Raw genomic sequence first — 13547 nt, 5'->3', positions numbered from 1 at the left:
AAAAGGAAATTTCATGTTAACTATCAAGTCTGCCGCAATGGCAGTTATCCTGGCTTTATTGTCATTTCAATCTTATGCAAATACGCAATTAAACGCCGAAGACTATGACTGGACCCTTGGGCTTGGTTACGGAACCATGTATAGCGGTATTGGAGCGAACTACGGACTAAGATCGGATACCGATATTAAATATGTATCACTCGGGTATTTCGGGTACAGTTCCACCTATGGCAGCAAATACGGTGTTGGTATAGGCTGGATAAACAGCGACTGGATAATCCCTGATAGCAAGCATCATGCGATGTCTACCTTTATCGGTACAGCCGGAGTAGAGAGCAGTACTGAAATAACCAGCAATGGTACATATAAATCGGAAAGCAAAACCATCTATGGCATAGGGCTCGGCTATCAGTACTTTATGAACGGAATTAATGAGCCTGGATTTACCATTGGTTTCGCTTTGGTGGCACGGGATGCTGAATATGACGATAAACTGGTGCCAGCAATCAATATTGGCTACCAGTTTTAATCAATACCTGGAAAAGTGGGGGTAATCGCCCCTACTTTATCGGGGGTCGGTAGCAACCGCATCCGGACGTTGCTTTTGGGTATCATGGAATCTGACCAATGATGGATAAGGCAGGAAGTCTACTAACTCGCGAAACATCGCCCAATCAATCAAACAGTACAAACAAATCGCTGGATAATTCCAATCATCGTACTCGCCCTGCTCAACCTGCTTTTCCAGTTCGGCAAATATTTGCGTTAACCGCTCACGTTGCAGATTAAAAAACAGAGCATTTTGCGATGGGTCGATGCCACTTCGCATTAACAGTAAAATTTCTACTAAGGAATCACTGGCAGCATCAATTAGCGTCAATTGATTTTCCTGCGGCCAGGTTAATGGTTCAAGAGCATATTTTTCAGTTAAATAACGAAAAACTACCCGCGAGTCGTAAATATGCTGCTCACCATCAACAACAAATGGCACTTTCAGCGTTGGGTTATGGCGAGTAAGTAACTCCCGGCCTTTTGCATCAAAAATATCCATATCATGAAAAGTTAGGGCATTATTTAATTTTGCAGCTGACAGCAACCTGGTGCGGCGCACAAAGGGTGATGTGGTTGAACCATATAAATCCATTGGTAAAATCCTCAATCGTTTACATCCCCACATAATACCAATCCCATTAAGTTTGTGCACAACTCAGAGTTAGGGCAGAGGTTCAGTTACAACATAAATTTCGTTGATATAGTCATTCTATATTAATGAAATATAGGGCAGTAAATGGGCCTCTCACTAACTCCCTACGGGTGAGTTTTAAAGGCATTTATCCTGCGTTACTGATTTTGACAATGGAATAACCATTCTCTGCAATCAAAGCCTTGTCTAAAAGCCTTTAAATTCTCACTGAGTGAGCAATAATTTAATGGGATTGGTATAATTGCATCGATTGCCCGAACAGGAAAGTGTAATTCGGTTAAAATAAAGGTTTTATTGCCACATCATTTTGGAGCGAAGATGCTGAATCCTTGTTTCGCCTATCTAATTGTTAGCTTATTTATCAGTTTTTCCTTATCGGCTATCGCTTTTGAGCAAAGTCAGGAAGTTCAAAAGCGGCCGAAGTTCTTTGCCAATGCAAAGTTACAGGAAAAAGCGCCGGCAGCATTCGTCCTGCAACCTCAGGCTAGGGATTTTCTAAACAACGTAACTGCCGAAAGCTATCAGCAGGCGGATAAATTAGTCGAAGGTTATTCTTGCAGATAGTGAATTAAAACAGGCTCTGGAAAAATAGCCAGAACTATCAATCACTTAACAACTCCCTTATTTGCGAAAAATTTTCGCTCTGCAATGTGAAGTGATGGCAATTGAACCGCCTACCCTGTTAATCGATAATACGACCTACCCTAATCGCGCCGTTAATTTTGTGTTTGACAACAATTTTTTATCGGTACAGTTAACGATACTGGTACCGTTTATCTGAACCCAGAAAACCTAATACCAATACACAGGGGATGCAAACACGATTTGCTGATAGCAAAGACACAAATCAACCAACTCCATAGAACCATCATTTTGATTGAGATTGTCATAGCAATATGGGCGAATTTTAAAATCGTTAATATCGATGATTGGCGCCTTGATATCCTTGGCGACCTGCCTCGCTAATCTGCCGGTATTACCATTCGCATGGCTGCTCGCCAGCAATATTAATGTATCGTTTATTTATTCACTTCCATACCTTCTCTCCTAGTAGCGGTTTCGCTCAGACGGTAAGTCACTTAGGTACTCAACAAATTCAACTTCATAACCGCTTGGGTCGATAAAATAAACATGGCGTCGAAACGGGTCATCGGCACCAAGGCGTGAAATGAGTGCGCAAAGATCAGAGGTAACAAATGCGAAGTGGACAAGACCCAGTTGACTGGAGGTCAGGTCGCGATTGTTACCCTGACCATGGTCGTTAAACGTTAAGTATTGATAATCGTCCCCGAAACGAATCCAGTTTCGTTGGGTACCATACCAGGTGTCACTATCACCACCTCTTACTGACCAATGGGGAAAAGCGGCTTGATAGAAAACTAATGTGGAAGGTAAATCTTTGACGACTAGGTTTATATGTTCGAGATGTAACATGGCATTGTCCTTGTATTTCAACGTAAATATTGCCTGGGATATCAGGACGTTATTGATAGAATGACGCCATGCTAAAACCTCAACTATGGTTTAGGTAAAGAGCTGATTTAAGTATTTTATTCGCTGCTTATTTGTCTCCTTAACTGTCTGCTCCTTTTCTGCCCAAAGGCATCCAACGCAAATAAGTCATTAAAAAATATAGGTTTATTTTTCACGCTACATTTTGTATATTCTTTGCACGTTGTTGGCTTAGAAGAGCCAGTTGTTATCTATTAGGGATGATTATGAAGTATTTAAAGTTTCTGTCATTAGCACCTTTGCTAATGCTTACCACCGCATGTCTTTCGACTACCACGCCTGAAGTTTCCATGGGGAAAACCCGGTTTCAAAGCCCAGAGGTTAATTCCAAGCCATTCGATGTAAAAGTCAATATGAGTACGGCTACCAGAAGTGTAGTGGTTTTGTCGGATCTGCAATCAGATATATTGTCACGCGGCGAAGGACCAGATGAGAATGGTAATTGTTTTTCTCCTTGTTTCAGACCAACTGCCGATGTCAATGACAATGATGGAGAAGCGGATTTACGGATCGAAGGTTCAGTGAGTGTAGGAAAAGGGTTTGAGGTTATTGTCAGTGGCGGCGATAGCAATAAAATATCGTTAAAATATCAGTTTTACGGTGCCCATGAAGATCAGTCAGGCACAGGTAATGTATCACAAGCGATCGCCATCGGTTACGAGTCTTTTGAAGATTCAAACTCAGGCGTTAACTGGAAAACCGAAACCAAAACCTATGATATCGCCTACATCATCGGTAGGCGATTATCAAAACGTACCATCGTCTATGGCGGACCTTTCGTTCAGATTGCCGATGCTCAGGGTGACGGCTACTTAAGTTTTCGAGAGCAACCCGATTACCTGTTTAGTTACGGCGTCGATGGCCATATGCTGGGAGCAAACCTGGCAATTGAGCAGCGATTTAGCAGTGGCCTTGGTTGGGGCGTTGAAGGGGTAGTAAGCAAATCCGATTGGGGTGACGACGACTATACCGACGGTGCGGTACATCTAAGATTTGGGTACCAGTTTTAACGATTTAGACTAATAATTATTAACGAGCCGTTCGCTCTAGGCGATACACCAGATCGTAAAAGGCCCGCATCAAGCGGGCCTTTTCATTTGGTACTGTGTAATTAATTACTTATTCCCATTCGATAGTCGCAGGTGGCTTACCTGAGATATCGTAAACAACACGGGAAATACCATCGATTTCGTTAATGATTCGGTTTGAAACCAGACCCAAGAAATCGTAAGGCAAATGTGCCCAGTGTGCCGTCATAAAGTCGATAGTTTCCACCGCACGCAGGGAAACAACCCAGTCATACTTGCGACCATCGCCCATGACGCCAACAGAGCGTACCGGCAAGAATACCGTAAATGCCTGGCTGACTTTATGATAAAGATCGGCTTTGTGTAGCTCTTCAATGAAGATCGCATCAGCACGACGCAACAAATCGCAGTATTCTTTCTTAACTTCGCCAAGAACACGAACACCTAAACCTGGCCCCGGGAATGGATGACGATAAAGCATGTCATATGGAAGACCCAGCTCTAAACCAATTTTGCGAACTTCATCTTTGAATAGTTCACGTAGCGGCTCAACCAAACCTAATTCCATATCTTCTGGCAAGCCCCCCACATTGTGGTGCGACTTAATCACATGAGCTTTACCGGTTTTCGACGCTGCTGATTCAATAACGTCTGGGTAAATCGTACCCTGTGCTAACCACTTAGCGTTCGCAAGTTTACTCGCTTCTTCGTCGAATACTTCAACGAAAACATTACCGATAATCTTACGTTTTGCTTCCGGCTCATCAACGCCAGCAAGACGGTCAAGAAATCGGTCTTCGGCATTAACATGGACGATATTCAAACCAAAGTGGTCACCAAACATATCCATGACCTGCTGGCCTTCGTTGAGACGAAGCAAGCCGTTGTCAACGAATACGCAGGTAAGCTTGTCACCAATTGCGCGGTGCAACAGCATGGCAACAACGGAAGAATCAACGCCACCTGACAGACCAAGTACCACTTCATCATCACCGATTTGTTGCTTCATCTTGTCGATAGCATCTTCGATGATAGAGCTTGGTGTCCAAAGCTTTTCACAATGACAGATATCGATAACAAAATGCTCAAGAATACGCTTACCCTGTTTGGTATGAGTAACTTCCGGGTGAAATTGAACGCCGTAAAATTGCTTATCTTCGTTCGCCATTGCTGCATATTTACAGCTTGGTGTCTGGGCAATGGTAGTAAAGCCTTCGGGAATGTCAGAAACTTTATCGCCGTGGCTCATCCACACATCTAAAAGCGCATTGCCATTAGCGCCGATGCTATCTTCAATAAGCTTAAACAATGAAGACTCTTTGATGATTTCTACTGCCGCGTAACCGAACTCTTTATGTTCAGAACTTTCAACGCTACCACCAAGCTGTTCTGCCATGGTCTGCATACCATAACAAATCCCTAATACCGGAACATTTGCATTAAATACATATTCCGGTGCCCGTGGTGAATTTGCTTCGGTAACAGATTCCGGGCCACCCGCTAAGATAATCCCTGATGGATTAAATTCACGGATTTGCTCTTCGGTTACGTCCCAGGCCCAAAGCTCACAATAAACACCAATTTCGCGCACGCGACGGGCAATTAACTGGGTGTATTGGGAACCGAAGTCCAATATTAATATTCGATGATCATGAATATCTTGACTCATTCGTCTCTTCTCTTAGTAAGCTGGCTGTTTTTCACAGCAAAATTTTGTAAACAGGTACAATCAAAATAGGCCCTTGCGGGCCCATTCTCTTAGCCTAATCGATAGTTAGGCGCTTCCTTGGTAATGGTGACATCGTGAACATGTGATTCCCCCATACCAGCAGCAGTAATCTTCACGAACTGTGGCTTAGTGCGCATTTCATCAATGCTTGCACAACCGGTTAAGCCCATTGCTGAACGAATACCACCAATTTGTTGGTGGATGATCGCCGCCATTGGCCCTTTATAAGCAACGCGACCTTCGATACCTTCAGGTACCAACTTGTCGGCTTCATCGGCTTTTTGGAAATAACGATCGCTTGAGCCTTCTTTCTGGTTCATTGCACCTAAAGAGCCCATGCCACGGTAAGACTTGTAGTAACGGCCCTGATACAGTTCAACTTCACCCGGCGCTTCTTCGGTACCGGCAAGCATACTGCCAACCATGACACAGTGAGCACCAGCAACAAGAGCTTTAGCGATATCACCAGAGAAACGAATACCACCATCAGCAATGATTGGAACATTAAGACCTGCAACACCTTTAACGGCTTCAGAAATCGCGGTAATTTGTGGTACACCACAACCGGTTACGATACGGGTAGTACAGATTGAGCCTGGGCCGATACCGACTTTAACGGCATTGGCACCGGCTTCAGCCAGGGCCTTAGCGCCTTCAGCAGTTGCAACGTTACCAGCAACGATTTGTAAGTCAGGATATTCAGCACGAGTTTTCTTAACGCGATCAATAACCCCTTGTGAATGACCGTGAGAGGTATCAATCAGCAGAATATCAACACCAGCGGCAACTAATGCGGCGATACGCTCATCGGTACCAGCACCAACGCCAACAGCGGCACCAACACGTAAGCGACCGAACTCATCCTTACAGGCGTTTGGCTTGCTTTCCGCTTTTTGGTAATCCTTAACGGTGATCATACCCACCAACTCAAAATCGTCATTGATCATTAGGATCTTTTCGATACGATTGGTGTGCATCAGGTTTAAGATTTCTTCACGGGTTGCATCTGGCTTTACCGTGATTAACCGATCTTTGCTGGTCATCAATTCTGAAACCGGCTTTTCAGAGTTAGTTTCAAAACGCATATCGCGACCGGTGATAATACCCACCAAATTATTGTCAGCATCGACAACAGGGAAACCTGAAAATTTCAGTTCATCAGCCAGTTTACGAACTTCACCGATGCTCATATCAGGACCAACGGTTACCGGATCACTGACGATACCACTCTCGAACTTCTTAACCTGGCGAACATTCGCAGCTTGTTGTTCAGCGGTCATGTTTTTATGGATAAAACCTAAACCACCTTCCTGAGCAAGAGCAATGGCTAAACGTGCGTCGGTAACTGTATCCATGGATGCAGATAAAATTGGCACATTAAGTTCTATCTTTTCGGTTAATTTGGTTTTAAGATTTGCGGTGTGGGGTAAGACAGTCGAGTGGGCAGGTACGAGCAGTACATCGTCGAATGTCAGGGCTTCTTGAGCGATTCTTAGCATGGCAACATCTCACCTAAAGTGATTAAAATATTGCGGTCGGATTTTAACGGTTTACATCCGCGCAGTAAACTTAATTTTTGAATTTGATCGATAAAACTACCAAAACTTAACAAAAATTTATCATGACACCGAATTATCAGCAAAAACGCCACATATTGCAGGTTAGCGAACTGACCAAAAAGGTACGATTCCTGTTAGAATCGGAAATGCGCACGTTATGGCTATGCGGCGAAATTTCTAACTTTCTTGCTGCCGGTTCCGGACACTGGTATCTATCGTTAAAGGATAGTAAAGCTCAGGTGCGCTGCGCGATGTTTCGGGGCAATAATCGTCATGTCAGAATAAAGCCGGCGAACGGCCAACAGGTTCTGGTAAAGGCAAAGGTGACTTTGTATGAGCCTCGCGGTGATTTCCAATTAATTATTGAACAAATGGAAGATGCCGGAGAAGGTTTACTCCGGCAAAAATTCGAGCAACTGAAAGCTCAACTGCATCAGGAGGGGTTATTTGATCAAAGATACAAACAGCCGATTCCTGAATCGATTCGCACTGTTGGGGTAATCACCTCGGCAACCGGCGCTGCTGTACACGATATTCTAACGGTAATGAAACGTCGAAACCCAGGTGTTAAGGTAATTATCTACCCGACTCTGGTTCAGGGTGATGGTGCTGCCGAGCAAATTGCTGAAACTATCGAGGTTGCCGATCTTCGTGACGAATGTGATGTGTTGATCGTCGGCCGAGGTGGCGGTTCTCTCGAAGATCTCTGGTCATTTAATGAGGAAGTCGTGGTTCGTGCTATCTTTGCCTGTGAAATTCCGGTGATCAGTGCCGTAGGTCACGAAGTCGATGTCAGCCTCAGCGATTACGTTGCCGATATGCGCGCGGCAACACCATCTGCGGCTGCAGAAATAGTAACTAAAGACAACAAAGCGTTATTCGATAAATTAAAGCACTATCAGCAACGCCTCAGTCATATTGCCAAGCAAAAGCTATTCGGTTTACAACGACTACAGGAAAGACTGCAACATCGTCTTGCTCTTACTCATCCGCAACAGCAGCTGCAAAAACAGCAACAATTGGCGGATGATTTACAACAACGCCTGTCCATGGCACTGCTCAATCAATTGCAACAAAAACAGCTTAGGTTTGAACGTTTGCAAGTGCAGTTAGACAAGCTGTCGCCTGCCTCATCATTGCCACTGAATAGGACGCGCTTACAGGTTCTCGATAATCGATTGCGAACGGCAATGCTCGCCACTCAGGATAAAAGCCGGATGGCGCTGGCAAATATCGCCCATAACCTGAATATTGTCAGCCCTCTGGCAACCATCGCCCGAGGTTACAGTATTACCCGAGACGAAGCGGGCAATATTATTCGCTCCGTTGCAAGTACTGACGTTGGCAGGGAAATAAACGTACAGTTTAGCGATGGACACGTTCAGGCGAAGGTGTTAAATAAACAATCTGACTAATACGTTGCCGGCAGGGCTTGTGCTATCTATGCTTAATAGCATGAAACGTGCATTACTTTTTATTTTGCTTCTAGCCTTACTGGTCTCTTTTTCAGTCGCGGCGATGTAATACCAATCACATTACGAATGAGTCGGGTCAGATCTTGAATTTTGCAAACCATTGCACAATTCAAGATGTGACCCCAATTTCTGTCTTGCCAAGATATCCGCAGTCTGCCGTCTGTCATCTTTCATCTATTGCCGAACGAACGTAAAAAAGGCTGCAAACTGCAGCCTTTTTTACGTTCGTTGTTAATCTTTAGTTTTATAACCCTGCGTAGCCCTTGCACGCTTTTTTTGCTCTGTGTAGGTGAGCTTGCGCTTATTCGAAAATGGGTTAGAGGTGCCTCTGAATTCTACCTTAATTGGTGTCCCCATAATTTTTAGCGCTTTGCGGAAATAGTTCATCAAATAACGCTTGTAGGATTGCGGCAGAGCATTCACCTGATTGCCGTGGATTACAATAATTGGCGGATTATAGCCACCAGCATGGGCGTATTTTAGTTTGATACGACGGCCATTCACCATTGGCGGCTGGTGATCAAAGACCGCCATATCCATGATTTTAGTCAGCATTGCCGTTGATGTGCGACGGGTTGCTGAATCAAATGCTTCTTCCACCGATTCAAACAAATGTCCGACACCAGTACCGTGAAGGGCGGAAATAAAGTGTAATCGGGCAAAGTCGATAAAACCTAAGCGACGATCAAGCTCGGATTTAACACGGTCTTTAATATCATTATCAAGACCATCCCATTTATTGACAACCAACACTAGCGAGCGACCGGATTCAAGAACATATCCTAATAAGGATAAATCCTGGTCGGTTATGCCGTCTCTGGCATCGATAACCAATAATACGACGTTGGCATCTTCAATCGCTTGCAGGGTTTTAATAACCGAAAACTTTTCAACGGCATCGGTAACATTTTTACGGCGACGAATACCTGCGGTATCAATTAAGGTGTACTCGCGATCACCTCGTTCCATGGGAATGTACACACTGTCGCGTGTTGTGCCAGGCATATCATAAACAACCACACGCTCTTCACCGAGAATGCGGTTAGTCAGAGTCGATTTACCAACATTTGGTTTACCGATGATCGCCAGCTTGATTTTGTCGTCTTGAGCGGTTTCTTCACTGTCATCAAACTCTTCACCTTCTTCCAGGTGCACACCTGAATCGTAGTCGTGATCAAGGTCAGAATTTTCGTCGTCATCGCTGTGCGCCAAACCATCGATATGTGGCGCCAAAGCAAGGTTTAATAATTGGGTTACACCTCGGTTATGTGCCGCAGCTATTTGATGAACGGTGTCGCCAAGTCCCAGATGATAAAATTCAGCCACCGCAGAATCTGCGTCGATGCCATCAATTTTATTCGCCACTAAAAAGACTTTTTTGCTTTGCTTACGAAGGTAATCGGCAATCGATTCATCCGCAGAAGTTAAACCCGCCCTTGCGTCAACCAAAAACAATACCGCGTCAGCTTCATCAATGGCCATAAGCGATTGTTCCGCCATCAATGCATCAATACCTTCCTCATTGCCGACGATACCACCGGTATCGATGACAATAAAAGCTTGCCCTTCGACTTCCGCCTGTCCATATTGACGATCGCGGGTAAGGCCCGGGTAATCTGCCACAAGTGCATCTCGAGTCCTGGTTAAACGGTTAAAAAGAGTTGATTTACCTACATTAGGCCGCCCAACCAGAGCAACAACAGGAAGCATGGCTACCTCAAAAATAATCTTAATAAAATAATAGCGGCCCCGTAAAACTTACGGGGCCGCTGATAACTTTAGCAAACTTTGGCTTTTATTGCCTTTGGCAAAAATTTGCTTTTCCTATAAAACCCGATGTTAAACAACGGGTTCAGAGTCTACTCTGGGGTTTTGATAACCTGCAGTTCACCGTCACGTGACTGTGCGTATATAAGACCCTCACTCACCACTGGCGTTACATAGATGGCACTGTTATCGACTCGATATCGGGCTACAATAGTACCATCAGTTTTGCTTAACCAATGCAAATAGCCTTCAACATCACCAACGACAACATAATCGCCAACACTCACAGCACCAGTAGTGTCACGGTTAGTAAATGATAACTGACTCCACATCTCAGTCCCGTCGTTGCGGTTTAAGGCGTAAATATGGCCTTTGTCATCGGTAGCGAAAATCTGATTCCCATCGACGGTTAGCTGTCGATAAGATGAATATTTGCGTTTCCAGATTTCACGCCCCGAACGAAGGTCTAGGGCTGCCAGATTACCATTAGAAGAAATACCGTAAAGCTTGTCGCCAAAAACAACTGGTGTTACATCAACATCAACGATGCGTTGTAATTCGGTAGCTCCTGAAGGCTCACCAATTTCAGTCGCCCAGCCCTGTTGGCCGCTATCAACGATATAAACAACGACTTCACCCTTAGCGTTACCAATAAATGCACCACCAGAACTACCAACAACGCCACTTGCGCCACGCAACGTCAATGGCGGGACACTTTGATCCGCTTTCCACTTTTCTTCACCCGTTTGTGCATCCAGGGCGATTAAAGACCCGGAAACGGTATTAACCAGAACCATATTGGCTTCCAGTGCTGGGTTAGAAATCACTTCCCCTGGCACTTTTGCCTGCCACAATAACTCACCAGTTTCCTGGTCAAGGGCGTAGACAATACCATTCTCGCTGCCCCAGACAACCATGTTGTACCCAGCGACACCGCCACCGGAAATACGTGCAGTCTCGCGGTCATCAAAGAACCCACGGGTGCCTTCGATATCGCTTAAATCGATTTCCCAAAGTTTATTACCGGTCTCCTGGTCGAAAGCATAAGCCTCACCAAGACGTTCGGCAGTAAACACTTTGCCATAAGCAACAACTGGGTTTAAGCGCGAAAAATAATGCTGAACACCTTTTTTCGTAGACTGTTCCCACAACACTTCTGGGGTAAACTTCGCATCGATTTCGGTAAGTTCAGCAACCAGCGTACTGGTATCTTCTTCGTCATCATCAGAGGCACAACCAAACAGCAAGGATGTTGCCAGCATGGTGCTTAATAATTTTTTGTTCAGGTTTTTCACACCAGTTCCCTCAAATTAACCAGCAACGTTTACGGCAATCGCTAAATCGTCCAGTTTCATTTGTAATTGCGGGCTTGATTCCAAACCACCTGCAACAACCGCAGATTGATACGCACTGCGCGCCTGTTGCTTGTCGCCGCTTAACAGGTAGGCATCACCTTTCGTTTCAGCTACGGTTGCCGCGAACTTTTCAGGGAAAGGTTTCGCTAACGTTGCTAGTGCTGCGTCGATATTCTCTTGTTGAATTTGCACACGTGCCAAACGCAGCTGAGCGATAGCTTTAACTTCTTCGCTTGGTGCAAGTTCGGCAGCACTGCTAAGTTGCTTCTCAGCTTCTTTGTAATCACCATGTGATGCCGCATCTTTTGCCAACGCAAGTGCGGTGAACGAGGCATAGCTTGAATCTTTATGCTCGTTGATAAACGTTTTGCTGTTGGTGCGGAATTCTTCACCGTTAGTATTCATCACTTCGATGTTTTGCTGATACTGGCTAGAAGCGGATTCCATCGCTTCGATTTGGCTATTTTGGTAATAGTTAAAGCCGATAAAGCCCCCTAATCCGATTACCAGACCAGCGATAATGGAATTACCGTTATCTTTCCAAAACTTCTTAATTGCTTCTACTTGTTGTTCTTCAGATTGATAAATTTCCACAACGTTACCCTTCTAATAAATTCGTTAACAGCACTGCGACTTGCTCAAAAGGCAGGCTGACTTGTTCTTTTTGTTGCCGTAAATATTTTACGGTCACTGTTTGTTGTTCTACTTCAGATTCGCCTAGAATTATGGCGATCTCGGCACCGGATTTATCGGCGCGCTTTAACTGTTTCTGGAATTTTCCACCACCACAGTGAGTCTGAATGCGAATACCTGGTACGGCATCTCGCCATTGTTCAGACAGAGATAACGCCGCCATTTCTGCTGCATCACCCATGCTCACTACGTAAACATCTGCTGCGGGACGTAGATCGTTAAATTTATCCAGACTCGACAATAGCAATACCAGGCGCTCAATGCCCAGTGCAAAACCTACTGCCGGAGTAGCTTTACCACCCAACTGCTCTACCAGGCCATCATAACGACCACCGGCACACACAGTCCCCTGAGCACCCAGAGATTCGGTTACCCATTCGAAAACCGTGCGGTTGTAATAATCCAAACCACGAACCAACTTATCATTTAAGCGATAAGAAATCCCTGCAGCATCCAGACGCTTACAAACGTCGGCAAAATGCTCGGCTGATTCAGCATCTAAGTACTCGGAAAGCTTAGGAGCATCAACTAACAACGCCTGAACATCAGGATTCTTGCTATCTAAAACGCGAAGCGGATTCGAATGCATACGACGGCGTGAGTCATCATCTAACTTTTCTTGGTGCTGAGTCAAAAACTCAACTAAAGCCTGACGGTATTCTGCACGAGCCTCATTCGAGCCTAGCGAGTTTAGCTCTAGTGTGACAAATTCTTCGATGCCAAGTTCCCGCCATAGGCGAGCACTCAAAATAATGACTTCAGCATCAATATCGGCACTACCAATACCGAAGCTTTCCAGACCAAACTGATGAAACTGTCGATAACGCCCCTTTTGCGGACGTTCATGACGGAACATTGGCCCCATATACCACAGACGCTGTTCCTGGTTATAAAGCAGGCCATGCTGATTACCGGCACGCACACAACTGGCTGTACCTTCCGGTCTCAAGGTTAGAGAATCGCCATTACGATCCTCGAAGGTATACATTTCTTTTTCAACAATATCAGTTACTTCACCAATACCACGTTTGAAAAGTGCAGTGGATTCCACCACCGGCATGCGAATTTCCGAGTAGCCATAATTACTGGCAACCTTGCGCAATACCTGTTCAACCCGTTGCCATTTCTCTGTCTCGCCCGGTAAACAATCGTTCATTCCACGAATGGCTTGAATAGCTTTACTCACTCGAATATTCTCTTAAATCTTTGTTGGTAAATTCGCCAC

13 protein-coding genes are annotated in these 13547 nt (G+C 44.9%); 4 read left to right on the top strand and 9 right to left on the bottom strand.

What is annotated here, in order from left to right; translation table 11 throughout:
* The first annotated feature begins 13 nt into the window (after positions 1 to 13).
* On the top strand, positions 14 to 529 hold the full coding sequence (locus FNC98_RS02955; RefSeq protein ID WP_143579863.1) for a hypothetical protein: 516 nt from the start codon (positions 14 to 16) through the stop codon (positions 527 to 529).
* 36 nt (positions 530 to 565) lie between these two features.
* On the opposite strand, the gene FNC98_RS02950 is transcribed toward FNC98_RS02955, so the two are convergent.
* Entirely contained in the window at positions 566 to 1144 is a 579-nt protein-coding gene (locus tag FNC98_RS02950) for a glutathione S-transferase family protein (protein WP_143579862.1), read from the bottom strand.
* A gap of 378 nt (positions 1145 to 1522) precedes the next feature.
* Between FNC98_RS02950 and FNC98_RS02945 the strand changes: the two genes are divergently transcribed.
* On the top strand, positions 1523 to 1768 hold the full coding sequence (locus tag FNC98_RS02945) for a hypothetical protein (protein ID WP_143579861.1): 246 nt from the start codon (positions 1523 to 1525) through the stop codon (positions 1766 to 1768).
* Positions 1769 to 1996: 228 nt separating this feature from the next.
* Here the strand turns inward: FNC98_RS02945 and FNC98_RS17050 are convergent, their stop codons facing one another.
* Positions 1997 to 2209 carry a flavodoxin family protein gene (locus tag FNC98_RS17050; protein ID WP_185968043.1) on the bottom strand — a complete coding sequence of 71 codons (213 nt, stop codon included), beginning with the start codon at positions 2207 to 2209 and terminating at the stop codon, positions 1997 to 1999.
* A gap of 42 nt (positions 2210 to 2251) precedes the next feature.
* On the bottom strand, positions 2252 to 2638 hold the full coding sequence (locus tag FNC98_RS02935) for a VOC family protein (RefSeq protein WP_143579860.1): 387 nt from the start codon (positions 2636 to 2638) through the stop codon (positions 2252 to 2254).
* A 284-nt stretch (positions 2639 to 2922) separates the two neighbouring features.
* On the opposite strand from FNC98_RS02935, the gene FNC98_RS02930 reads away from it, so the two are divergent.
* Positions 2923 to 3726, top strand: a complete 804-nt coding sequence (locus FNC98_RS02930; RefSeq protein ID WP_143579859.1) for a hypothetical protein — start codon at positions 2923 to 2925, stop codon at positions 3724 to 3726.
* A 109-nt stretch (positions 3727 to 3835) separates the two neighbouring features.
* Here the strand turns inward: FNC98_RS02930 and guaA are convergent, their stop codons facing one another.
* Together guaA and guaB are read right to left on the bottom strand one after the other, a co-directional pair.
* Complete coding sequence (guaA, locus tag FNC98_RS02925) at positions 3836 to 5413, bottom strand: glutamine-hydrolyzing GMP synthase (RefSeq protein WP_143579858.1); 1578 nt, start codon at positions 5411 to 5413, stop codon at positions 3836 to 3838.
* Positions 5414 to 5502: 89 nt separating this feature from the next.
* Positions 5503 to 6972 (bottom strand): IMP dehydrogenase, encoded by a 1470-nt coding sequence (guaB, locus tag FNC98_RS02920; RefSeq protein WP_143579857.1) that lies wholly within the window; start codon positions 6970 to 6972, stop codon positions 5503 to 5505.
* A gap of 122 nt (positions 6973 to 7094) precedes the next feature.
* Between guaB and xseA the strand changes: the two genes are divergently transcribed.
* Positions 7095 to 8447 (top strand): exodeoxyribonuclease VII large subunit, encoded by a 1353-nt coding sequence (gene xseA, locus FNC98_RS02915; RefSeq protein ID WP_143579856.1) that lies wholly within the window; start codon positions 7095 to 7097, stop codon positions 8445 to 8447.
* Between the two features lie 291 nt (positions 8448 to 8738).
* On the opposite strand, the gene der is transcribed toward xseA, so the two are convergent.
* From der to hisS, 4 genes are all read right to left on the bottom strand, one after another.
* Complete coding sequence (gene der / locus FNC98_RS02910) at positions 8739 to 10217, bottom strand: ribosome biogenesis GTPase Der (protein WP_143579855.1); 1479 nt, start codon at positions 10215 to 10217, stop codon at positions 8739 to 8741.
* Positions 10218 to 10366: 149 nt separating this feature from the next.
* Complete coding sequence (gene bamB, locus FNC98_RS02905; protein WP_260680421.1) at positions 10367 to 11569, bottom strand: outer membrane protein assembly factor BamB; 1203 nt, start codon at positions 11567 to 11569, stop codon at positions 10367 to 10369.
* Between the two features lie 15 nt (positions 11570 to 11584).
* Positions 11585 to 12223 (bottom strand): YfgM family protein, encoded by a 639-nt coding sequence (locus FNC98_RS02900; protein ID WP_143579854.1) that lies wholly within the window; start codon positions 12221 to 12223, stop codon positions 11585 to 11587.
* 4 nt (positions 12224 to 12227) lie between these two features.
* Complete coding sequence (gene hisS, locus FNC98_RS02895; RefSeq protein WP_143579853.1) at positions 12228 to 13508, bottom strand: histidine--tRNA ligase; 1281 nt, start codon at positions 13506 to 13508, stop codon at positions 12228 to 12230.
* Positions 13509 to 13547 lie beyond the last annotated feature (39 nt).

The organism is Thalassotalea sp. PS06 (assembly GCF_007197775.1).
GTDB lineage: Bacteria > Pseudomonadota > Gammaproteobacteria > Enterobacterales > Alteromonadaceae > Thalassotalea_A.
This window is presented reverse-complemented; position numbering and strand designations above follow the sequence as displayed.

Excerpts from the sequence above, each read along its gene's own strand:
- FNC98_RS02950 (WP_143579862.1), bottom strand. The coding sequence starts at position 1,144 with ATGGATTTATATGGTTCAACCACATCACCCTTTGTGCGCCGCACCAGG.
- FNC98_RS02930 (WP_143579859.1), top strand. The coding sequence starts at position 2,923 with ATGAAGTATTTAAAGTTTCTGTCATTAGCACCTTTGCTAATGCTTACC.
- der (WP_143579855.1), bottom strand. The coding sequence starts at position 10,217 with ATGCTTCCTGTTGTTGCTCTGGTTGGGCGGCCTAATGTAGGTAAATCA.
- FNC98_RS02935 (WP_143579860.1), bottom strand. The coding sequence starts at position 2,638 with ATGTTACATCTCGAACATATAAACCTAGTCGTCAAAGATTTACCTTCC.
- FNC98_RS02945 (WP_143579861.1), top strand. The coding sequence starts at position 1,523 with ATGCTGAATCCTTGTTTCGCCTATCTAATTGTTAGCTTATTTATCAGT.
- guaB (WP_143579857.1), bottom strand. The coding sequence starts at position 6,972 with ATGCTAAGAATCGCTCAAGAAGCCCTGACATTCGACGATGTACTGCTC.
- guaA (WP_143579858.1), bottom strand. The coding sequence starts at position 5,413 with ATGAGTCAAGATATTCATGATCATCGAATATTAATATTGGACTTCGGT.
- xseA (WP_143579856.1), top strand. The coding sequence starts at position 7,095 with ATGACACCGAATTATCAGCAAAAACGCCACATATTGCAGGTTAGCGAA.
- FNC98_RS02955 (WP_143579863.1), top strand. The coding sequence starts at position 14 with ATGTTAACTATCAAGTCTGCCGCAATGGCAGTTATCCTGGCTTTATTG.